Raw genomic sequence first — 22,226 nt, 5'->3', positions numbered from 1 at the left:
TTACTGATTTGTTTGTTCAATATGATCGATCAAGGCTTCTAATTCATCGGCAATATAAGAAAGCGTTTCATAAAAATTTTCACGCTGCTCCTCGGATATCCCTTTGCCGACATGATCGAAGACCCAGTTGATCTTGGAAGCGATTCTTTCAGCAACGGTCTTGCCTTGCTCCGTCAGTTTGATCGGTGCTTTGTAACAATGTCCGTCCGGACAATCGCGAAATGCCATTTCTTTTTTGATCAGCGAATTCACTGTTCTTGAAATGGCGGCTTTGTCTTCGCCGCAGATCCGTGCTAATTCACTGACCGTGATGCCTTCCGGATGCTGCGCCAGAACATAAATACAATGGACATGACGGGCAGACAGATGATATTGTTCCACCCCTGCCGTCTTGATTTTATTCATCAGGACATATACCCGAGTAATGTCTGTCGTGAAATGCTCATAGCGTATGTTCATACTTGTTGTCCGGTCAACAAAATTATAGAAATATAACGCATGAATGTCAAAGATTTTTTTATACAAATTATGAATAATGAAAAAAACTTGAACAATTGTGTTAAAGTGACTATCATAAAAACGTTAACAATGTTAATAAAATGGAGGAAGCATGAACACGAAAACCGCAAAAGACTTAATGCAGGCCTGTCAGCTGGCCCGGGAGATCACCCGGCTGCAGCCGGCCTTGCCGCCGGGAATGACGCCCTTGTCGATCCGGATGTTGGAAGCAATCGATGATTTATCCAAGCAGCAGGAAGAAGTGCGCGGACGGGATCTCAGCCGCCTGCTGCATTTGTCACCGCCGGCGGTGGCCCGCACGATCAAAGAGATGGAAAAAGCCGGTGCTGTTCGTAAAGCGGCCAGTCAAAAAGATCAACGGGGAATTTGTTTTTATCTGACGGAACAAGGAAAAAACTGGCTGCAGTATTATGTGACAGATTATTATGTCCACTTATCACAGGTCCTGCATTCAATTGACGAGAAGGACGCTCAAACGGCTGTTCAAGTGATCCAGGTGTTATATCAAGCAATGAAAGGGGATCGATACAATGAATGATACAACGGATTTTACCGTCGGAAGCATTCCGAAAAAGATGATCCGATTTATGATGCCGGTGCTGGGGGCTTTGGTGCTGCAGGCGATGTACGGCGCTGTCGATCTGTTGGTCGTCGGTCGTTTTGGCTCAACGGCTGGATTATCGGCGGTCTCCACCGGTTCAAGCATCCTGAACTTGGTCACGTTCGTGATTACTGGATTAGCGATGGGAGTCACGGTATCGATCGGCCACTTTCTCGGTGAGCGGCATCCGGAGAAGATCAGCGGACTGCTGGGCGCAACCATTGCGTTGTTTGCGGTCATCGCGGTCGTACTGTGTGTGATCATGGTCGGGTTTGCCAGACCGATCGCGCAGCTCATGCAGGCGCCGGCGGAAGCACTGGATCTGACGGTGCAGTACATCCGGATCTGCGGTGCCGGTATATATTTTATTGTAGCTTACAATGTGATCGCGGCCATCTTCCGGGGATTCGGAGACAGCCAGACGCCGATGAAGTTTGTCTTCGTCGCCTGCCTGGTCAATGTGTTCGGGGATTTGTTTCTTGTTGCCGGTCTGCATATGAATGTCGCCGGTGCGGCGATCGCAACCGTGACAGCGCAGGCTATCAGCGTGGTGATCGGCATTATCATGATGAAACATAAAAACCTGCCGTTTACTTTTCAGAAAAAAATGATCCGGTTCAATGCTGAAACACGCCGGATCTTACAAATCGGCTTTCCGTTGGCCCTGCAGGAACTGCTGACGCAGATTTCGTTTCTGGCTTTGTGTGCTTTTGTGAATCGTTTGGGACTGGAAGCTTCATCCGGGTACGGTGTCGCCTGCAAGATCGTCAGTTTCATCATGTTGGTGCCGACCTCGCTGATGCAGTCGATGTCTTCCTTTGTTTCGCAGAACATCAGTGCCGGCCGGCAGGACCGGGCCCGGCAGGCCATGCATTTTGGCATCGGTCTGGGCATGTCGATCGGTATCGTGATCGTCGCATTGATCTGGCTGAAGGGGGATATCGTATCGGCGCTCTTTACGACCGATCAGACGGTCATTGCCAACAGTTGGTCCTATTTAAAAGGATTTTCACCGGAAGCTATTGTGACCGCGGTCATGTTCAGTTATAACGGGTATTATAACGGCAGGGATAAAAGCTTGTTTGTGATGGTTTCAGGCATTCTGCAGACATTTCTCGTGCGGCTGCCGTTTGCGTATATGCAAAGCATCCGTCCGCACGCGGATCTGATGCATATTGGTATGGCGGCACCGCTGGCAACAATGTTCGGGATTTGTTTATGTTTGGGTTATGATTTGCATCTAAAACATAAAGAATAAGGTATAAATCGGAAAAATATCGAAATAAACATGAAAATAAGGAGATAAAAAGGCCAAAACGTGTTATATTGTAAGTAATCAATGAAGGAAACAGTTCGCACTTTGAGCTGTTGCCATAATCGAATTCGCGCCTCGTCGAGTCAGGTAGTAGTACAATCAATCTGTTTCACATCCTCCGATGCACTCGACATTAGGGACGGACTCGTGAAAAACAGGATCTCGGTCCTGTTTTTTTCGTAAAAGGAGACAATATGGAAGTAAAAAATTCGGAACTGACTTTTGACTGGCTGTCTGTGCCAAAGGGTGCCCATGTGATCAAGAGCGTGAAGACTTATGCGCAGGCTAAGGATTTTTATTTGAATGAAGATCGTACGATTGTTGATCAGACGTGTATGTATGAGGTCTATATGGTGCCGGCAAAGCCGGGATCTGGTCATTTAAACTGCGGCATCACGATATTATATCCGCTGTTGGTAGCTGGTGAATGCAACATGACACGCGGCCATTTTCATCAGGATCTAAACTGTGAAGAATATTATCGCTGCCAGTCCGGGCAGGGACTGCTGATGCTCATGGATGAAAAAGGAACGTGTTGGTGTGAACGGATGCAAAGTGGATCGCTTCATCATATTGATGGACATTGGGCGCATCGGGTCATCAATACGGGCAGTGAGCCGCTTCGCTTTGAAGCCTATTGGCCGTCGGACAGCGGACATGATTATGATCGTGTAAAAAAACATCCTTTCCCGGTGCGTGTTTTCAAAGAACATGATATAATCTCGTTCAAATCAGTAACAGGAGGTGTTCAATGAAAAATGTGAAGATCTTAAATCGTGTGATCGCGATCATGGTTCTGGCCGTTGCCCTGGTGCTGGCGATCGGACATGTGCAGGATCCGCAGAGTTCGCAGAAGACGACGAAGCTCGGCTTTGAAGATATTGGGGAACTGGCGACACAGGAAGCGGATGCAACGGAAATCAATGTGACCAAAGATGAACAAACGCTGTTTGGTGTCAGTGTCCCGTTCACGCAAAGTACATATATATACAGTTATGATGTAAAGATCAAGGCCGGTTATGATTTCAGCAAGATCACTTGGTCGGTGGATGAAAATCAAAAGAAAATTACGGTGCATTTGCCGAAAGTGAAGATCCTCAGCACGGAAATCGATACCGATTCACTGAAGGTCTATGAAGAATCAGAGAGCGTTTTTACACCGATCAAGATCAGCCAAAACAATAAAGCGCTGAAAGAAATGAAGAAAAATGCGCAGAAAGATGCCATTGCCAACGGCTTGTATAAGAATGCCCGAAGCAATGCGAAAAAGATCTTACGTGGTTATTTTTCCAACGGATTTGATTTAGATGAATATACAATAGAGTTTAAGGAGGCATAATATGAGCAACTACGATCGTTTTCCGAAAACCAAGGTGGTCGGCTATGAAAATGCTGCCGTCACCGGGTATACGGACATTTTCTGTAAGCTGAAAGAAGAAATGCAGACGGCCAAGGTACTGTGCATGGATGCGTATCCAGGTGTGGATGACAGCGTACTGTTGGAACAGATCCGTCAGCAGCTGGATCCAGATGTGCTGATTGATATGCATGATGTCTGGAAAGAGGAAGAAACGCTGTATGAACAGCTGAAATATTATTTGACAGACGACCGTGTCTTTGCGCATATGTATTATGGCGAATTGATGGATTTCATTGATGAGCAGCGCCTGGCCAAGGCTAAAAAAACGGTGCAGGAAGCAGAAGGCAGTGTTGTCGTATATGGATTTGGCGCAGCGCTGGTCCATCCGGGCGATGTACTATGTTATTTGGATATGGCACGTTGGGAAATCACCCTGCGCTATCGTGACGGCATGCCGAATTATCAATGTACCAATTATAAAGAAGACAGTTTGAAGAAGATCAAGCGCGGTTACTATGTGGAATGGCGCGTTGCCGATAAGCATAAGATGACGATCTTTGACCGCGTCGATTATTTCATCGACACCAACGATACGGATCATCCGAAGATGGTCAGCGGCAAAGCGCTGCGGGAAGGTCTGTGTCAAGTGGCAAACCAGCCATTCCGTACCGTGCCGTATTTTGATCCCGGTGTCTGGGGCGGTCAATGGATGAAAAAGGTATGCAATTTGGATCCGGAAGCGGATAATTATGCATGGTCATTTGACGGCGTGCCGGAAGAGAATGCCTTGCATCTGGATTTTGGCAATGCGGTGATGGAAATTCCGTGTATGGATCTGGTCTTACGTCATCCGAAGGAACTGCTCGGTCCGCAGGTGTATGCACGTTTTGGTGCGGAATTCCCGATTCGTTTTGATTTCCTGGATACCATGGGCGGACAGAACCTGTCGCTGCAGGTGCACCCTGTGACAGAATATATCCACCGCCAGTTCGGAATGGCCTATACCCAGGATGAAAGCTATTATATGTTGGATGCCGGTGAGGATGCCTGTGTTTATCTGGGTTTGAAAGAAAATGTCGACCGCGAAGAGATGTTGGAAGAACTGCGCCGCGCCAACCGCGGGGAATGTCTCTTTGATGCGGAGAAGTATGTCAATAAGATACCGGCCAAAAAACATGACCATTTCTTGATTCCGGCCGGTACGATCCATTGTTCCGGAAAGAACGCGATGGTGCTGGAAATCAGTGCGACGCCGTATAATTTTACGTTCAAGCTCTGGGACTGGGCCCGGGTCGGATTGGACGGTCTGCCGCGTCCGGTGCACATTGACCATGGAGAAAAAGTTATTCAGTGGGACCGCACGACCCCTTGGGTCATGGATAACCTGGTAGATGCGTTCCAGACCATTGAATCCAACGAACATTATACGGAGGAACATACTGGTCTGCATGAACTCGAATTTTTGGAATCACGTCGGTACTGGATCGAGGATCAAGTCCAGATCGATAACCGGAACAATGTGAATATGCTGAATTTGATCGAAGGAGATCACTGTATGATCGAAAGTACGGATGGTTCGTTTGCGCCGTTTACTGTGCATTATGCGGAGACATTTATTGTTCCGGCACAATGCCATGGTTATAAGATCGTAAATGATACAAAGGATCGTATCGGTGTGATCCGGGCGTATGTCCGGAGCCCGAAAGCTGAATAAATGTCTAAACCCGCGGAAGCGGGTTTTTTTATTGGCATATTATAATGTAATGTCTATTGTAATATATTAAATGATACTATATAATAAGAACAATTTGGATAGAGAGGTAGTTTATGAAAAAGCATCACAACAAGGGTATGTCTTGGGTCCTTCGCGTATTGATGGCATGGATCCTGGCACTGAGTTTATGTGTTCCGACGATGCAGTCTGCGGCATCTGCAGAATCGTCGTCAGATCCATCAGAAAGCACGACGGAAGTGACTGAAACACAAACAACATCGGAAACAAATGACGAAACAGAGACGACGTCTGGATCCAGTGATGAAACACAGACGACGTCCGAATCCAACAATGAAACGAAGACAACGGAAGATCCTTCAGCGGACAGTTCTGAATCGGATCCAACACAATCAACATCTGATTCAACGGCGGCAGCTGATTCAAAGGAAGTTCAGACAACAGTCCTGACGACATCGGATCAAATCACACTGAAGGCATCTTATGTCAGTGAAGACGGAAAAGTTTCTGACACGGGTACATTTATCTTGTTATTCAAGGATAAAAACAAACAGCCTTTATCGAACAGTGCGGAAAAGGTCGATGGTTATACACTTTCGGATATCACTCTGGAAGATGGAACAGCCGTTACTGATGTCGTACGAAAGAAAGATAAAAATGATAAAGCATATTATGAAGCGGTGGATGATTCCGGTACGGTTCGTGCACAGTTGACTGAAAACGAAACAATTGTATTTCATTATCAGGCATCTGCCAAACCAAAACGCAGTGCCGCAAAATTGAACCAAACAACGAGTTACTCAATCACTAAAACTATTGATTCATACAGCACACGAGCTTCTATTCGGCGTGCCAAGAAATCGATGAATGCGGAAAATGTGACGATGCAGCTGTATTATATTGATGCATCGGGCAATGAGAAATCGGTGAGCCAGCTGCAGAGCACGAAGAATTCACGACTGCGAAAAGCAGCGAAAAAAGCAGATACTTCGGCAGTGACGCTGAAGGAAGTCATGAGCAACGGCGGCACCTATCAGTGGGATGATCTTCCAAAATACGATGCGGACGGTAACGAAATTCAGTATACGGCCCGTGAAGTCGGTGCCGAAAAGATCGGCTATCAGCCGACGTATCAAAAAGCAATGATTAATGGTGTATGGGGATCTAAGATCACAAATACGCCGATGCTTAATATTACAGTTGGTAAAAACTGGGCAAACGGTGCATCCGGCCGTTCAGTTACTGTAGATTTGCTCAGAAATGGTACGAATATAAAAAGTTTGACTCTGAGTGCAGATAATGGCTGGACAGGGTCATTTGGATATCAGATGCCTTACGATATAGATACTGGTGAAACCTATGAATATACTATAGAAGAAAAGACCGATGGACATTATGAGACGACAGTCACGGGTTCAGCAGAAAGGGGTTTTACCATCAGTAATTCACCAAGTACGGAGCAGGTCACGATTCCTATCACAAAAAAATGGGAAAACAACAACGTAGGCTCAGACGTGACGATCAAACTGCTGTCGAGCACGGACGGTAAAGAGTGGACCGATACGGGCAAAATGATCACACTGGACGGCAAGACCGATGAAACAGAAGCCGAAGCTTGGAAAGCATCGTTTAAGGCGAATAAATATGGTAAAGATGGTAAAGAGCTGAAATATAAAGTTTCTGAAGAAAACACTGGTTACGACACAACGATCACCGGATCAACAGAGGAAGGCTTTACGATTACCAACACAGCTGTCGAAGTCAAGGTCAATAAGCAGTGGGCAGGCGGCGCATCCGGCGATTTTGTTACCGTGGATCTGCTTCAAAACGGTAAAAAGACCGGCGACCAAGTAACTTTGAATGAGAATAACAACTGGGAAGCAACATTTGAAGGCCTGAAAAAGTATGATGAAAACGGTGATGAATACAAATATACCGTGGCAGAAAAAAATGAAGAATACGATACGGAAATCACAGGCTCAGTTAAAGACGGTTTCATCATCAGTAACTCACCAAGTACGGAGCAAGTCACGATTCCTATCACAAAAAAATGGGAAAATGACAACGTAGGTTCAGCCGTGACGATCAAACTGCTGTCGAGCACGGATGGTGAAGAGTGGACCGATACAGGCAAAACGATCACACTGGACGGCAAGACCGATGAAACAGAGACCGAAGCTTGGAAAGCAGTGTTTAAGGCGAATAAATATGGTAAAGATGGTAAAGAGCTGAAATATAAAGTTTCTGAAGAAACCACTGGTTATGACACAACGATCACCGGATCAACAGAGGAAGGCTTTACGATTACCAACACTGGACTTACAATATCAGTCAATAAGATCTGGGCAGACGGTGCAACCGGTGATTCGGTTACCGTGGATCTGCTTCAAAACGGTAAGAAAATAGACAAGCTGACTCTGAATGAGGATAATAACTGGGAAGCATCCTTCAAAGGCCTGAAAAAGTATGATAAAAACGGCGATGAATACGAATATACCGTGGCAGAAGAAAATGAAGAATATGATTCTGAAATCACGGGTTCAGTTGAAGACGGATTCACCATCACGAATGCGCCGAGCACGAAGCAGGTAACGATTCCAGTTGTGAAGAAATGGAAAGGCGGTAAATCCCGCGCAGCCGTGACGATCAAGCTGCTGTCAAGCACAGACGGCAAAGAATGGGCCGATACGGGCAAGACGATCACATTGGATGGTAAGACCGATGAAACCGAAACCAAGGCTTGGAAGGCATCGTTTAAAGCCAATAAATACAGTGAAGACGGCAAAGAAATGAAGTATAAGGTTACCGAAGAAAACGGCGATGAATACAACGCGTCCTATGACGGCAACATGAACGACGGCTTTACGATCACGAATACAAGCCCGGCAGACCCGGAACAGAAAACGGATACGAAAAAAACGAACAAGCCAAAGGCAAAGAAAAACAAAGCAGCGGTACCGAAGACCGGTGTGGCTATGCCGATCCTGGCAGATTTGGTACTGATGATGGCAGCGGTACTTGCGGTCATCACGATCCGAAGAAAACGTATCTCGAAGTAATTGAAGACGGACAGGAAATCCTGTCCGTTTTTTAATGCGATAAATGTAAATAATGATCTTCTTGAACTTCCACAATCGTATTCGATAAAAGATGTATACTGACTTTGTCCTGTCAGGATGCAGTACAAAAAGACGAATAATGAGCAAATTTATGGTCCATTGTTGATATTAAATATAAAAGAGCAGCTAAAATATTTCATGCTCTTCAAAAATGATATAAGGCATAGTAATTATATATTGTACAAAACAGATAAAAGATTCTATAATACTTAGAACCATTAGGAAGTAGAGGGTGGTAGTATGAAGAAACGACGCAGCAGAAGTGTATCTTGGTTTCTGCGCGTATTGATGGCATGGATCTTAGCACTGAGTTTATGTGTTCCTACGGTGCAGTCCGTAACATCTGCAGAATCGACTGCAGATCCATCAGAAAGCACAACAGAAGTGACTGAAACACAGACATCTTCTGAAACGAATGATGAAACACAGACGTCTTCCGATTCTGGGTCCAATGAAGAGACGCAGACAACTGAATCTAGTGATGAAACACAGGCAACGTCTGGATCCAATGAAGAGACGCAGGCAACAGAAGATCCTTCAGCAGACAGTTCTGAATCGACGTCAAAACAAGCAACGTCCGATTCGGCGGCGACAGCTGATTCAAAGACAACTCAGACAACGGTCCTGACGACGTCGGATCAAATCACGTTGAAAGCATCTTATGTCAGTGAAGACGGAAAAGTTTCAGACACGGGTACGTTTATCTTGTTATTTAAGGATAAAGATAAACAATCGTTATCGAACAATGCGGAAAAGGTCGATGGTTATACACTTTCGGACATTACACTGGAAGATGGAACGGCAGTCACTGATGTGGTGCGAAAGAAAGATAAAAATGATAAGACCTACTATGAAGCTGTGGATGATTCCGGTACGGTTCGTGCGCAGTTAACTGAAAACGAAACAATTGTGTTCCATTATCAGGCATCTGCCAAACCAAAACGCAGTGCCGCAAAACTGAATCAAACGACCAGTATCTCAGTCAATAAAGTATTTCTTTCATCCAGTTCGCGAACTTCTGTGCGGCGCGCTAAGAAATCGATGAATGCGGAAAATGTAACGATGCAGCTGTTCTATATTGATACATCCGGCAACGAAAAGCCGATCAGCCAGCTGCAGAGCACGAAGAATTCACGACTGCGCAAAGCCGCAAAAAAGGCAGATACTTCAGCGGTGACGCTGCAGGAAGTCATGAACAACGGTGGTATTTATCAATGGGATAATCTACCCAAATATGATGCGGACGGCAATGAAATTCAGTATACGGTCCGTGAAGTCGGTGCTGAAAAGATCGGTTATCAGCCGACATATCAAAAGGCAATCATTAATGGTGTACAAGGGTATAGGCTAAAAAATGTTTCTACTAAGGAAATTTCTGTACAGAAAGTTTGGTATGGTACACCAGCTGATTCTGTCACCATAGATCTTTATCAAAATGGAGAATATACCGGAAGTTCTGTAACTCTAAGTCCAGACAATGGCTGGATTGCTGATTTTGGTTCATGGCCGGGAAATGATAATGATGGAAAGAAAATTACATATAGTGTAAAAGAAAGGAATTCAGATCAATATATAGTTAAAATTGATGAGGGCAACGGTTACAATTTTACTGTAACCAACTATGAAAAAATAAATATCAATGTTAATAAAGTTTGGGAAAATGGTGCATCCGGCGATTCAGTTACTGTAGATTTGCTTAGAAATGGTACGAAAATAAATAGTTTGACTCTGACTGCGGATAATGGTTGGACGGATTCATTTACTGATTTGGTAAAATATGATTCCTATGGCATTGAATATGAGTATACCGTGGAAGAAAGAAACACCGGATATGAGTCAACCGTTACAGGTTCGGCAGAGGAAGGCTTTACGATTACGAACAAAGCTGTCGAAGTAAAGGTTAATAAACAGTGGGCAGATGGTGCATCCGGTGATTCGGTTACTGTGGATCTGCTTCGAAACGGTGAAAAGACCGGTGACCAAGTAACTTTGAATGAGGATAATAACTGGGAAGCATCGTTTGAAGGCCTGAAAAAGTATGATGAAACCGGCAATGAATACAAGTATACCGTGGAAGAAAAAAACACCGGGTATGAGTCAACCGTTACAGGCTCGGCAGAGGAAGGCTTTACGATTACCAACACTGGACTTACAATATCTGTCAACAAGATCTGGACAGACGGTGCATCCGGTGATTCGGTTACTGTGGATCTGCTTCGAAACGGTGAAAAGACCGGTGACCAATTGACTCTGAATGCGGACAATGATTGGACAGCATCCTTCAAAGGCTTGAAAAAATACGATGAAAACGGCGATGAATACGAATATACCGTGGCAGAAGAAAATGAAGAATATGATTCTGAAATCACGGGTTCAGTTGAAGACGGATTCACCATCACGAATGCGCCGAGCACGAAGCAGGTAACGATTCCAGTTGTGAAGAAATGGAAAGGCGGTAAATCCCGCGCAGCCGTGACGGTCAAGCTGCTGTCAAGCACAGACGGCAAAGAATGGGCCGATACGGGCAAGACGATCACATTGGATGGTAAGACCGATGAAACCGAAACCAGGGCTTGGAAGGCATCGTTTAAAGCCAATAAATACAGTGAAGACGGCAAAGAAATGAAGTATAAGGTTACCGAAGAAAACGGCGATGAATACAACGCGTCCTATGACGGCAATATGAACGACGGCTTTACGATCACGAATACAAGCCCGGCAGACCCGGAACAGAAAACGGATACGAAAAAAACGAACAAGCCAAAGGCAAAGAAAAAAAAAGCAGCGGTACCGAAGACCGGTGTGGCTATGCCGATCCTGGCAGATTTGGTACTGATGATGGCAGCGGTACTTGCGGTCATCATGATCCGAAGAAAACGTATCTCGAAGTAATTGAAGACGGCAGGAATTCCTGCCCGTTTTTTTTGAATGTAACGAATGTAAAGCATGAAATGAAAATTTTCATTTGACAAATGTAAGCACAGTGATATAATTTCAACCGTAAACAATTGAATCCCTCAAATTCGTTGATGAGAACACGTCGCAAAGATGCAGGAACGTGCAGAGAGTCTGTGGCTGGTGAAAACAGATCGTTCGCAGTTTGTCGATATCCTCTCTAAGAAGCGTGCTGAAAATAGTAAGCATCGCCGGAATCCTCCGTCATCAGGAAGCGTATGTTGGTACGTAAAGAGTCGCAGGCATGCCTGCGGAATTAGGGTGGTAACGCGGAATATTTTTCGTCCCTTTGATTGAAAGAGTCAGAGGGATTTTTTTGTGGGGAGGAGTCAGATATGAAAACATTACAAGCAGCCGCAAAATGGATGTCCGATCACACTTCGGCAGTCGTGATCGGATTTGCGGTCATCACATTTATCGTTCCGGCCTGGATGGCTTGGGTCAATCATGCATGGTTTACGGATTTTGCCTCTAACCGTTTTACCAGTCAGACATTGATCATCGGTATCATCATGATGAGCATGGGCATGAGCATGACAACGGAGGATTTTAAGATCCTGGCGCAGCGGCCGTTGGATATCTTTATCGGTGCAGCCGCACAATATTTGGTCATGCCGTTTCTTGCTTACACTTTGGTTCATCTGCTTCAATTGCCGGATGCGCTGGCATTGGGACTGATCCTGGTCGGATGCTGCCCGGGCGGCGTTTCCAGTAATGTTATGTCGTATCTTTGCCATGGAGATGTCGCATTCTCTGTCGGCATGACGACCGCATCGACCTTGTTGTCACCGATCATGACGCCGTTGCTGGTTTCGATGCTGGCCAGCGGTGCTACGGTCCACATTCAGGCTTTTCCGATGTTTGTTTCGATCATCGAGACCGTCATCTTACCAGTCGCTGTTGGATTTACATTGAATGCAACGTTGTCAAAGTATGCCGGGTTCCGTGATTTCCAACAACTGATGCCGGGCGTTGCGGTATTGGGCCTGGCCTTTGTCGTCGGCGGTGTCATCAATTCGCAGGGAGCCAGCTTCTTTGAATCGGGCGTCATCATCTTCTTAGCGGTTTTCTTGCACAATGCGCTGGGTTACTTGATCGGTTATGGTGTCGGTATCCTGACACGGATGAATGTCGCCAAACGCCGTACGATTTCGATCGAGGTCGGAATGCAGAATGCCGGAATGGCGACGAACTTGGCAACGACCACTGCGCAGTTTGCCGCGATGCCGGATGCAGCCATCATCGCCGCTGTATCTTGTGTATGGCACTCGATTTCCGGAACGATCCTGGCAGGATTCTTTGCTTGGCTGGATCGTCGGAAAGAAACGGAACCAGCGGACGCATTGGAACACGCACAAGCATAAGAGAGCACAGGCTCTCTTTTTTTATTGAGTATTTTGCGGAAATAGGATAAAATAAGCAAGGGAATTATGAGGCCGTGGTGGAATCGGTAGACACGCAGCTTTGAGGGGGCTGTGAGGTTATCTCGTGTGCGTTCAAGTCGCATCGGCCTCACCATTTTTTTATTTAAGAGAGAAGGCATACAATGGGAAAGAAATTCAGGATCTGGGTGATCCGGATCATTGCTGTTGTGATCGTCGGAGGCATGGCGCTCGGAATGGCATCCAATATATTTCAAGATTCCTCTACGGAACAAACACAAACCGAATCTACACAAACAAAAACCACGAACAGTTATGTAGATCCAGACAACACAGTTGAACTGGAAGGTGTCGGCCAGACAGTATTGCTGCCGGAAGGCATGGAGATCCAGGATCAGCAAAAGAACGACGAACTAGGTTCGATCACTTATAGTTACGGACAGACAAAACTGTACACAAATGAAACAGTTGCTATTTCGATCACGAAGATGGAAAGTTCCAACGGCGGCAATTTCGATCAAATGCCGATCTTGACCAAAAGCGAAATGGCCTCTCAGACCCAGCAGGCGGATTCACAGTATGCGGCGGCGTATTATACGTTCCGCGGGGATGAGAACAACTACTGCGAAGTGATCCGTTCCATTCCGGAAGATACCAGTTCCTTCCAATATCAGACATCGTACTGCATTTTTGATGCCGACAACAATAACTATTACATGGTTACGGCGTATTTACTGGCACCAGAGTCAGCGGATAAAACCAACCGTCTGCATGTGGATAATCTTGTCAAACAAATGATGAGCAAGACCAAGTATGCTGACCAGGAAGTAACCGATGAATTCGCGATCCCGGAAGATCAGGCCGATCAATTCAATCATTAAGATACCGCAAGGTATCTTTTTTTTTACAATGCTGCAAATCAACTAAGACACATAAAAAAGGACTCGATTTGAAATCGAGTCCTTTTGATCGCTTACGCATCCGGATTCAGTAAATGAGCGCGGTCCAGCAGATAGAACAACAAGCTCAGCAGCATGCCCACGATGCAGGCCAGCACCATACCGCTTAAGACGGTCGCACCAATCGAGATCGAAGCCCCGCTCAGCCCGGTCACAAAGACCACCGAAGTCAGCACCAGATTGGATGACTTGGCATAATCTACATGATTATCGACCAGGATGCGCAGACCGCTGGTACCGATCATACCGTATAATAAGAAACTGATACCGCCGATGACAGGTCCTGGGATAGACTGGATCAAAGCTGACAGCGGACCGATGAACGAACAAATGATCGATAAGATCGCCGCACCGGCAATGACCTGTACGCTGTAGACGCCGGTGATTGCCATGACACCGATATTTTCGCCGTATGTGGTCGTTGGGACCGATCCGACCAAACCCGAAAGCATGCTCGAAAAGTTATCCGCAAAGATCGAGCGATGCAGACCTGGATCCTTCAGTAAATCCCGGCCGATTACTTCGCTGGTCACGATCTGATGTCCGATGTGTTCTGAAGTGATGACCAATAATACGGGCAGGATCATCATGACCGCATTGAAATCAAATTTCGGTGCCTGGAAATGCGGCAGCGAAAAGAAGGATGCCTGCATCACTGGACTTAAATCGACGATGCCGACACACAATGCGGTCACATAGCCGCAGATGATCGCGATCAAGATCGGAATGACGCTGAGAAACTTCCGGAAACAAACACTGCCGATCACGGCAACTCCTAAGGTGACGAAGAACACCAAGGCATTGCGCGGATCCACGGTCTTATCCAGCAAGCCTGCCGTGCTGGCAGCCGAACTGGACAATTCCAAGCCGATCAATGCAACGACCGGGCCCATAGCAGCGGACGGCAGCACAATATCGATCCATTTTGTACCGATTTTCTTGATCAGCAAGGCCAGCAGACAGCCGCAGAAACCGGTGACCACAAAACCGCCCAGCGCATACGGATATCCAAATTTAGCGATAACGATATTGGCCGGCGCAATAAAGGCAAAGCTGCTGCCCAGATAGGCCGGTGCCTTGCCTTTCGTGATGAATATAAACAACAAGGTGCCGATTCCGTTCATCAATAACACGATGGCCGGATTGATGCCGAACAGGAACGGAACCAGGACACTGGCACCGAACATCGCAAACATATGCTGGATGCTCAGCGGAATGCTCTGTTTCAAAGGGACCTTCTCATCCACTTGAATAATTCTTTTAGCCATTTTTTCTCCTCCTAAACCTTTTCATTTATAACATATTTTTTGCAAAATCCAAAGAAACTTTGTATAATGCAATAAGTGATGCGCCTGTAGCTCAACTGGATAGAGTATCAGATTCCGATTCTGGCGGTTGCAGGTTCGACCCCTGTCAGGCGCACCATTTTTTAGTTAGAGGAAAAAATATGAATACGATTCTTTTTGATTTAGACGGAACCCTTATTGATTCCATGTACGTGTGGGAAAATTCGATTCGTCACTTATATGATTTGTATCATATTCCATCGGACTTTGAAGCGGACAAACCCCATTATTTTCAGATGACCTATCCGGAAGTGCTGCAGAACATCCAAAAAAAGTTCATGCCGCAGATTTCGATGAAAGAAATGATCCATGAAGCTGCCGATTATATCGACAGCGAGTACCGGTATCATGTGCCGCTCAAACCAGGCGTAAAAGAATTCATTCAGACACAGTTTGCCCAGGATATGGACATGGCAGTCGTGACGTCAAACTCAACAGCACTCACAGAGACCGTATTGAATCGTTTTGATCTGCAGAAAGATATTGCCCGCATTTTCTCTGCTCAGGATCTGCGCCTGACGAAGCGGGAACCGGAAATTTATCAAATGGCACTCAATTATTTTCAGACCGAACCGCAGGAGACACTGATGTTTGAGGATTCTGCCTACGCGATCGATACAGCCCGGCAGCTAGGGATTCAGTGTATCGGGATCGTAAATGAAGATAATAAATCAGAAATGGAAGCTTTGAACGTGGAGACGATCAATGACTTCACACAAGTGATCTAGGCTTGTCTTCGTAGCTCAGTTGGATAGAGCAACCGCCTCCTAAGCGGTAGGTCGGAGGTTCGAATCCTCTCGGGGACGCCATGTAAACAAAATCGGGACTGTCCCGATTTTTTTTAAAGGAGATTTTATGAACAAGAAAGACTTGGAATGGAAACGGATCGAAGAAAAACAAATTATCAAAAATCAATGGATCGACCTGCGTGAGACGGCTTACCGTTTTCCCGACGGCACCATCGGCAGACCTTTCTATAATATCAGCCGGCAGAACTATGTCGTGATCGTCGCATCGGATGAAAACGGCCGGTACCTATGTGTGCATCAGTACCGCCATGGATTGGGCAAGGTGACGACAGAATTTCCAGCCGGCGGCATCGAATCCGGCGAAACGCTGGAACAGGCAGCCCGCCGGGAACTAAAAGAAGAAACCGGGTATGAATCGGATTCCTGGCAATACTTGTTGGCGGTACCGTCGTATGCGACAATAGCTGATAACTATGCCTATATTTTTAAAGCGGAAAACTGCCGAAAAGTCAGCCGGCAGCACCTCGATGACACAGAATTCCTGCAAGTATCGACGTGTACCGATGAACAGCTGCAGAACATGACCCAAGAAGGCCATTTTGAACAAGCTATTCACATTCTTGCCTGGCTTTGGGCACGAAATTCGATGTAAAGGCATTCATCAATTTGGCCGTTGACTTTCTTGGAAAAGGGGACTATCATCCATTAACAACGAGGAGGTTTCACATGGATAACATTGAACAAGCCGCATCCAAAATGACAACGGCTCAAACCGTTTGTAAATATATCAATAAAATCACCATCTTTTTGACGATCGCTGTAGCCATCATCATCCTGGCCATCGATCCGACCATTTATTTGACCCAAACGTGGACATTGATCCACTGGGTCGGTCTGGCCATGATCGTCATCATTGTTTCAAGCAAGATCTCAGCCTACATCGGCGTATTAAAAAATCCGCACCACAATATTATTTTCATTGTGCTGCAGCTGATCTTTGTACCGATCATCACAAATTTTCTGATCAACTATTTCCATCTGCCGGTCCTGGTCGCTTCGTCGATCGCATTTGCGACCCTGACGCCGGGCGGATTCGGCAAGAATTTTGCCTATAATATCCTGCTGTCCGTATGTATGTTGTTTATCAGCTGGTATGTACTGCCGTCGAGCAGTACGGCGGTCAACGAAGTCTATACGGCCAGCACGAGCACGACGGCCCGCATCGTCGTTGCCATTCTTGGATTGATCGCTCTGGCCGTCTATGAATACTTCGACTGGAAGCGTAAGATGAGAGACAAGAACGAACCGTTGGAAGTTTATTATTTTAAGGAAAAATAATGACGAGCAGATCACCTTCGGCCGGCAGCCGGCCGAAGGTGTTTTTATAAAAAAAGGATGCACTACGCATCCTTCTGGATCAATTCACTGATGTCATTGTCGACCACGATATATATCTTGTAGTCCGGATAAGCTTTTTGAACCTCTGACCGTATCGTCTGACACAAGGCCATGCGGTCCGGTTCGTCAAAACTGATGACCAGATCGAAGCGAATGACTTTTTCACTTTGGTCGACATAAAATCCATGCATCTGCAGGATATTTTCATGGCGGAAGGCAATATCCGCAATGGTCTTGCGCATCGTGATGATGGTTTCATCCTGGGTATTGACGGCGTACACACTGATGGCTGTCAGTATGATATTCAGTTCCTCGTACACACGATACGTGATTTGTTTATTCAGCCGGTCGATATCACAGGCAGTCAATGTATCATCTACTTCGATGTGCAGCGAACCGGTATAATAGTCCGGACCGTAATCCTGCAGCACGACATCGTACGTGCCGTGTACCTCAGGGAAGCTGTCCGTGATCTTTTTGATCTTCACGATCAATGATGGATCCGCACGCTGGCCGAGGATCTGCGAAAGCGTATCCCGAAGCATCTCCAGACCCGATTTGATGATGAAAACGGAGATCACGGCACCGAGATAAGCTTCCAATGAAACATGGAATAAGATAAAAATTACGGCAGCTGCCAAGGTAGAAGCAGAAATGACCGCATCCAGCAGGGCATCCTGTCCGGAATTGATCAAGGAATCAGAATGAACCATCTGTCCGTTCTTTTTCACATACTTACCTAAACCATACTTGACCAGTACACCGACCGTGATGATCGTCAGCGCCAACATGGAATAGGAAGGTGTCTCCGGGTGGATGATCTTCTGGATCGATTCGGATAAGGACGTGATCCCCGCATACAGCACGATCACCGCAATGATGGCGGCAGTGAGATATTCGATACGGCCGTAGCCAAAAGGATGCTGACGGTCGGCCGGCTTGGCCGCCAGCTTGGTGCCGACGATCGTAATGATCGAACTGCCCGCGTCGGACAAGTTATTGACCGCATCCAGTGTCACCGCGATGGAATTCGATAAAATGCCGATGGCTGCCTTGAATGCAGCGAGGAATAAATTTGTAAGGATGCCGACAACGCTTGTCCGCACGATCAGGGCATCCCGATTTTGAGTTTGATTCATAGTGGGCCTCCGTTCACTATTATAAAAGGAATGACTACAAGATACAAAAAGAATAATTTACGAAATCATCTAGTTTTTAAAACTAGATGTATTGACAATTAGAACTCAGTCAACTAGAATACGAATAAAAGAAGGTGGTTCATATGAATATGATGGATTTAAAATATGAAACAAAAGAGGAACGCCTGCGCCGCCGTCAGGCAAGCAAAGACCATCCCGATATGGCGCATCCATTCCAGCTGACCTTCGGCGAAGAAGTCGCCAACTCTGTCAGCCATGGTGTCATGGCGTTTTTACTGCTGCTGGCACTGCCATATTTTGCGGTCCGCAGCTATTTGATCGGTGGTGTCCCTTATGCACTGGGCAGTTCGATCTTCTTGCTGTCGCTGTGGCTCATGTTCATGACTTCCTGCCTTTATCATCTGGCGCCGTACGGTACACGTTATAAACTGGTTTTCCGAAAATTGGACCATATTATGATCCTATTTGCGATTGCCGGATCATATACGCCAGTCTGCCTAACGATGCTTTCCGGACCGATCCAGAAAATCGTTCTGATCGTGGAATGGAGCATGGTCTTATTCGGCATCCTGCTGAAAGTGAGATCCTCCCAATCGCATCCAAAATTGTCGATGACGATTTATATGGTCATGGGCTGGATGGCAATTTTCCTGATCCCGGTGCTGCTGCGGGAAACTTCATGGCTTTTTATCGGTCTGCTGATCGCCGGCGGCCTGCTGTATTCTATCGGTGCCGCTTTCTACAGTTTTCCGGAAAAGCGCTATTTCCATTTTATCTGGCACTTGCTGATCATTGCTGCTTCGCTTTGTCACATGACGGCCATGTTATATTTTATGATCTAGACGTGCAATGATCGATATTTATACACATGATGATCCATTTCTGAAGTGAAAAAAATAGCTGCCGTAAGGCAGCTATTGTTCGTTTTGGCAGGCAATGATCCCAGCCGCGGCTTTCAGGTAATTCTCCACCGCTTTCTGGATCCAAAGATCCTTGATCAAAGCCGGGTAATGGCGCAGCAGATCCACCGTGACCGCAATACCGGTTCCTTTGCGGATGTAGTTGCGCACCGAAGCAAGATGCAGATCTTTTTTATCTGCCTGATACAAAGCCTCTTCCTGCTGATAGGCCGCCATGACTTGTTTCAGAAAATCATCGGCCTTCCACTTTTTAAACCGTTCAATGTCATACATCGCGCCGGCTTCTTCCAACCCATCAATTTCATCCAGGGAAAAACGTTCCAATAAATTTTCATATTCGGCAACCGGAAAATAATAGTACCGGCCCGTCAGATCATGAAAAGCTTTCAGCGTATCAAAATACCCCAGCTGGATGTTTTTATCAATATTTGAACGATCAAAATCAAAGGTACCGCCCAGGTCTTCCTTCGGCCGGATCGTTTTGACTTTCACGTGGGGATCCTCTGTTTTTTTCATCCGGCCGACGCCCGCAATATCCACCAGAATGATCTTCTTGAAGTGCCGTTTGACCAAGGTATTGACCGGCATATTATCGTAGTAGCCGCCGTCCCGGTAAGCCACACCATCGATTTCCTGCGGCGCGAAGATCGGAAAACAAGCCGAGGCAAGCAGGTAGTCGATCAGCATGCCTTCCGGTATATCATCGATAAATAATTCGTCACCGGCTTTCTTTTCCGTATTGTAAGTGATCAGACCCATTTCGATGGGCGATTTCCGGATCTTTTCTTCATCCACGTATTTTTCCAGCAGGCGGCGCAGCGGTTCATTGTTCGGGATCTCATTGCGCAGTTTGGCATGTGCCAGTTCGACCGCATTGCCCGGCGAAAGCAGGTTCTTTTCCGGATCGATATCGACGGAAGACGGCAGTCCGATAATATCATCGATCTCAACGTTTCGGTACAGTTCTTCTAATAGATCCAGATCCCCCTGGGCATACAGCGCTGCATTCAAAGCACCGATCGAAACACCGAGCACGGTGCGGATCGGCAGATGCAGCTCATCAAAGGCCCGGCAGGCACCGACCTGATAGGCACCTTTGGTGCCGCCGCCCGCAAAAACCAGTCCATAATCGTTTTCATTCATACTTACATTGTAGCACGCAGCCTTGTGTTTCCGTCATTGTATTTTTTTCCGAACTCCATTATAATGAGCGTGTTGATGAGAGGAAGAACGATCATGAAAAAAACACGTACGCGATTTGCCCCGAGTCCGACGGGATATATGCATATCGGAAATTTACGGACCGCGTTATTTGAATATTTAATTGCCAAACATGATGATGGCGATTTTTTATTGCGCATTGAAGATACCGACCAGGAACGTCAGGTTGAAGGAGCTGTTGAGATCATTTATGATACCTTGAAAACCTGCGGCCTGAATTGGGATGAAGGACCGGACATCGGCGGTGACTTCGGACCGTATATCCAGAGCGAACGGCTGCCGATGTACAAAGGCTATGCCGAAAAGCTGATCGAACTGGGCGGTGCACATTATTGCTTCTGCAAAGAGGAAGATCTCGAAAAACAACGAGCAGAGCAGGGGGATTCCTTTAAATTCGATGATCCTTGTAAATATTTATACCAGGATGAGATCCAGGCCAAACTGGATGCCGGCGAACCCTATGTCATCCGTCAGACCATTCCGGAACATGTGATGACCTCCTACGAAGATCAAGTATATGGAACGATCGATGTGGATGCGGATGATTTAGACGAACAAGTGCTGCTGAAATCAGACGGCTATCCGACCTATAATTTTGCGAATGTCATCGATGACCACCAGATGGAAATTTCTCATGTGGTCCGCGGCAACGAATATTTATCCAGTACGCCGAAATATAATATGCTTTATGATGCCTACGGATGGGAGCGCCCGACCTACGTCCATGTGCCGCCGGTCATGAAAGATGAAAAACACAAACTGTCCAAGCGCAACGGCGATGCCAGCTTCCAGGATCTGGTAGCCAAAGGCTATCTGCCGGAAGCAATCATCAACTATATTGCGCTGCTGGGCTGGTCCCCGGAAACCGATGAAGAAATCTATTCGCTGGATGAGCTGGTCAAGATCTTTGATATTCACCGTATTTCCAAGCGTCCGGCGATCTTCGATATTGAAAAACTGACATGGATGAACGGTGTATATTTAAGAAACATGGATGATGAAACATTCTATGAAGCGGTCCGTCCGTACTTGGAAAAAGCAGTCGAAAAAGAATATGATCTGCGCTATATTGCCAAATTGATCCAGCCGCGCATTGAGCGTCTGAACCAGGATGACATTTCCGAACCCGTGGATTTCCTCGATCACTTCGATGAGAACTATGACTTGGAAATGTACCGCCACAAACGGCAGAAATCCACCAAGGAGAAATCAGTCGTATCACTGAAAGCCGCAGTCGACGCGCTGCAGCCGCTGACCGACTGGAACGAAGAAACTCTTCAGGAAACGATGATGGCGCTGCCGACGCAGCTCGGCGTCAAGAACGGCGTCGTGCTCTGGCCGATCCGCACGGCGCTGTCCGGCAAACGCGTAACGCCGGGCGGTGCGATCGAACTGGCATACATGTTAGGCAAAGAAGAAAGTCTGCGCCGTCTGCAGCTGGGCATCGACCGCCTGGAAGCAGATCTGAACGATCCAGAATAGGTAAAATC

18 protein-coding genes, 3 tRNA genes and 1 other annotated feature are annotated in these 22,226 nt (G+C 46.5%); of the genes, 17 read left to right on the top strand and 4 right to left on the bottom strand.

Annotated features, from left to right (window positions below):
* A complete protein-coding gene (locus HNQ47_RS00560) occupies window positions 1–405 on the bottom strand; it encodes a MarR family winged helix-turn-helix transcriptional regulator (protein ID WP_183326521.1) in 405 nt (134 codons plus the stop codon).
* A gap of 205 nt (window positions 406–610) precedes the next feature.
* Here HNQ47_RS00560 and HNQ47_RS00555 point away from each other — a divergent pair, with 205 nt between their 5' ends.
* From HNQ47_RS00555 to HNQ47_RS00510, 10 genes are all read left to right on the top strand, one after another.
* Entirely contained in the window at window positions 611–1,057 is a 447-nt protein-coding gene (locus HNQ47_RS00555) for a MarR family winged helix-turn-helix transcriptional regulator (RefSeq protein WP_183326519.1), read from the top strand.
* Window positions 1,050–2,378 carry an MATE family efflux transporter gene (locus tag HNQ47_RS00550; protein WP_183326517.1) on the top strand — a complete coding sequence of 443 codons (1,329 nt, stop codon included), beginning with the start codon at window positions 1,050–1,052 and terminating at the stop codon, window positions 2,376–2,378. Before HNQ47_RS00555 ends, HNQ47_RS00550 begins: the two co-directional genes overlap by 8 nt.
* A 251-nt stretch (window positions 2,379–2,629) precedes the next feature.
* A complete protein-coding gene (locus HNQ47_RS00545) occupies window positions 2,630–3,190 on the top strand; it encodes a glucose-6-phosphate isomerase family protein (RefSeq protein ID WP_183326515.1) in 561 nt (186 codons plus the stop codon).
* Complete coding sequence (locus HNQ47_RS00540; protein WP_183326513.1) at window positions 3,187–3,774, top strand: DUF4230 domain-containing protein; 588 nt, start codon at window positions 3,187–3,189, stop codon at window positions 3,772–3,774. The genes HNQ47_RS00545 and HNQ47_RS00540 overlap by 4 nt, the downstream gene beginning before the upstream one ends.
* Before the next feature lies 1 nt (window position 3,775).
* On the top strand, window positions 3,776–5,509 hold the full coding sequence (locus HNQ47_RS00535) for a class I mannose-6-phosphate isomerase (RefSeq protein WP_183326511.1): 1,734 nt from the start codon (window positions 3,776–3,778) through the stop codon (window positions 5,507–5,509).
* A gap of 113 nt (window positions 5,510–5,622) precedes the next feature.
* Entirely contained in the window at window positions 5,623–8,586 is a 2,964-nt protein-coding gene (locus tag HNQ47_RS00530) for a Cna B-type domain-containing protein (protein WP_221247911.1), read from the top strand.
* A gap of 300 nt (window positions 8,587–8,886) precedes the next feature.
* Complete coding sequence (locus tag HNQ47_RS00525; RefSeq protein WP_183326507.1) at window positions 8,887–11,538, top strand: Cna B-type domain-containing protein; 2,652 nt, start codon at window positions 8,887–8,889, stop codon at window positions 11,536–11,538.
* Between the two features lie 125 nt (window positions 11,539–11,663).
* Window positions 11,664–11,893, top strand: a binding site (T-box leader).
* Window positions 11,894–11,936: 43 nt separating this feature from the next.
* On the top strand, window positions 11,937–12,965 hold the full coding sequence (locus tag HNQ47_RS00520; RefSeq protein WP_183326505.1) for a bile acid:sodium symporter family protein: 1,029 nt from the start codon (window positions 11,937–11,939) through the stop codon (window positions 12,963–12,965).
* A gap of 68 nt (window positions 12,966–13,033) precedes the next feature.
* A tRNA-Leu gene (locus HNQ47_RS00515) sits at window positions 13,034–13,119 on the top strand.
* A gap of 28 nt (window positions 13,120–13,147) precedes the next feature.
* Complete coding sequence (locus tag HNQ47_RS00510; protein ID WP_183326504.1) at window positions 13,148–13,864, top strand: hypothetical protein; 717 nt, start codon at window positions 13,148–13,150, stop codon at window positions 13,862–13,864.
* 92 nt (window positions 13,865–13,956) lie between these two features.
* On the opposite strand, the gene uraA is transcribed toward HNQ47_RS00510, so the two are convergent.
* Window positions 13,957–15,210: a uracil permease gene (gene uraA, locus HNQ47_RS00505; RefSeq protein ID WP_183326502.1), complete on the bottom strand. Its 1,254-nt coding sequence runs from the start codon at window positions 15,208–15,210 to the stop codon at window positions 13,957–13,959.
* 80 nt (window positions 15,211–15,290) lie between these two features.
* On the opposite strand from uraA, the gene HNQ47_RS00500 reads away from it, so the two are divergent.
* From HNQ47_RS00500 to HNQ47_RS00480, 5 genes are all read left to right on the top strand, one after another.
* A tRNA-Arg gene (locus HNQ47_RS00500) sits at window positions 15,291–15,367 on the top strand.
* Window positions 15,368–15,389: 22 nt separating this feature from the next.
* Window positions 15,390–16,016: an HAD family hydrolase gene (locus tag HNQ47_RS00495; protein ID WP_183326501.1), complete on the top strand. Its 627-nt coding sequence runs from the start codon at window positions 15,390–15,392 to the stop codon at window positions 16,014–16,016.
* 4 nt (window positions 16,017–16,020) lie between these two features.
* Window positions 16,021–16,097: transfer RNA gene (locus tag HNQ47_RS00490), tRNA-Arg, on the top strand.
* 46 nt (window positions 16,098–16,143) lie between these two features.
* Entirely contained in the window at window positions 16,144–16,689 is a 546-nt protein-coding gene (locus tag HNQ47_RS00485) for an NUDIX hydrolase (protein ID WP_183326499.1), read from the top strand.
* A 74-nt stretch (window positions 16,690–16,763) separates the two neighbouring features.
* The gene (locus HNQ47_RS00480; RefSeq protein WP_183326497.1) at window positions 16,764–17,375 is read left to right on the top strand and encodes a hypothetical protein; all 612 of its coding nucleotides are present in this window, start codon (window positions 16,764–16,766) and stop codon (window positions 17,373–17,375) included.
* 62 nt (window positions 17,376–17,437) lie between these two features.
* Here HNQ47_RS00480 and HNQ47_RS00475 read toward each other — a convergent pair whose 3' ends face one another.
* Window positions 17,438–18,574 carry a cation diffusion facilitator family transporter gene (locus HNQ47_RS00475; protein WP_183326496.1) on the bottom strand — a complete coding sequence of 379 codons (1,137 nt, stop codon included), beginning with the start codon at window positions 18,572–18,574 and terminating at the stop codon, window positions 17,438–17,440.
* A gap of 143 nt (window positions 18,575–18,717) precedes the next feature.
* Here HNQ47_RS00475 and trhA point away from each other — a divergent pair, with 143 nt between their 5' ends.
* Window positions 18,718–19,437, top strand: a complete 720-nt coding sequence (gene trhA, locus HNQ47_RS00470) for a PAQR family membrane homeostasis protein TrhA (protein WP_425486185.1) — start codon at window positions 18,718–18,720, stop codon at window positions 19,435–19,437.
* A gap of 72 nt (window positions 19,438–19,509) precedes the next feature.
* On the opposite strand, the gene HNQ47_RS00465 is transcribed toward trhA, so the two are convergent.
* A complete protein-coding gene (locus HNQ47_RS00465) occupies window positions 19,510–20,658 on the bottom strand; it encodes a patatin-like phospholipase family protein (RefSeq protein ID WP_183326494.1) in 1,149 nt (382 codons plus the stop codon).
* Window positions 20,659–20,751: 93 nt separating this feature from the next.
* On the opposite strand from HNQ47_RS00465, the gene gltX reads away from it, so the two are divergent.
* Window positions 20,752–22,218 (top strand): glutamate--tRNA ligase, encoded by a 1,467-nt coding sequence (gene gltX, locus HNQ47_RS00460; protein WP_183326492.1) that lies wholly within the window; start codon window positions 20,752–20,754, stop codon window positions 22,216–22,218.
* The last annotated feature ends 8 nt before the right edge of the window (window positions 22,219–22,226 follow it).

Source organism: Catenisphaera adipataccumulans, from assembly GCF_014202755.1.
GTDB lineage: Bacteria > Bacillota_I > Bacilli_A > Erysipelotrichales > Erysipelotrichaceae > Catenisphaera > Catenisphaera adipataccumulans.
Note: the sequence above shows the minus strand (reverse complement) of the source record. Positions and strands in the feature narration are given on the sequence as shown.

Bases quoted from the DNA above. Each gene is read 5' to 3' on its own strand.
- HNQ47_RS00560 (WP_183326521.1), bottom strand. From the start codon at position 405: ATGAATAAAATCAAGACGGCAGGGGTGGAACAATATCATCTGTCTGCC.
- HNQ47_RS00555 (WP_183326519.1), top strand. From the start codon at position 611: ATGAACACGAAAACCGCAAAAGACTTAATGCAGGCCTGTCAGCTGGCC.
- HNQ47_RS00550 (WP_183326517.1), top strand. From the start codon at position 1,050: ATGAATGATACAACGGATTTTACCGTCGGAAGCATTCCGAAAAAGATG.
- HNQ47_RS00545 (WP_183326515.1), top strand. From the start codon at position 2,630: ATGGAAGTAAAAAATTCGGAACTGACTTTTGACTGGCTGTCTGTGCCA.
- HNQ47_RS00540 (WP_183326513.1), top strand. From the start codon at position 3,187: ATGAAAAATGTGAAGATCTTAAATCGTGTGATCGCGATCATGGTTCTG.
- HNQ47_RS00535 (WP_183326511.1), top strand. From the start codon at position 3,776: ATGAGCAACTACGATCGTTTTCCGAAAACCAAGGTGGTCGGCTATGAA.
- HNQ47_RS00530 (WP_221247911.1), top strand. From the start codon at position 5,623: ATGAAAAAGCATCACAACAAGGGTATGTCTTGGGTCCTTCGCGTATTG.
- HNQ47_RS00525 (WP_183326507.1), top strand. From the start codon at position 8,887: ATGAAGAAACGACGCAGCAGAAGTGTATCTTGGTTTCTGCGCGTATTG.
- HNQ47_RS00520 (WP_183326505.1), top strand. From the start codon at position 11,937: ATGAAAACATTACAAGCAGCCGCAAAATGGATGTCCGATCACACTTCG.
- HNQ47_RS00510 (WP_183326504.1), top strand. From the start codon at position 13,148: ATGGGAAAGAAATTCAGGATCTGGGTGATCCGGATCATTGCTGTTGTG.
- uraA (WP_183326502.1), bottom strand. From the start codon at position 15,210: ATGGCTAAAAGAATTATTCAAGTGGATGAGAAGGTCCCTTTGAAACAG.
- HNQ47_RS00495 (WP_183326501.1), top strand. From the start codon at position 15,390: ATGAATACGATTCTTTTTGATTTAGACGGAACCCTTATTGATTCCATG.
- HNQ47_RS00485 (WP_183326499.1), top strand. From the start codon at position 16,144: ATGAACAAGAAAGACTTGGAATGGAAACGGATCGAAGAAAAACAAATT.
- HNQ47_RS00480 (WP_183326497.1), top strand. From the start codon at position 16,764: ATGGATAACATTGAACAAGCCGCATCCAAAATGACAACGGCTCAAACC.
- HNQ47_RS00475 (WP_183326496.1), bottom strand. From the start codon at position 18,574: ATGAATCAAACTCAAAATCGGGATGCCCTGATCGTGCGGACAAGCGTT.
- trhA (WP_425486185.1), top strand. From the start codon at position 18,718: ATGAATATGATGGATTTAAAATATGAAACAAAAGAGGAACGCCTGCGC.
- HNQ47_RS00465 (WP_183326494.1), bottom strand. From the start codon at position 20,658: ATGAATGAAAACGATTATGGACTGGTTTTTGCGGGCGGCGGCACCAAA.
- gltX (WP_183326492.1), top strand. From the start codon at position 20,752: ATGAAAAAAACACGTACGCGATTTGCCCCGAGTCCGACGGGATATATG.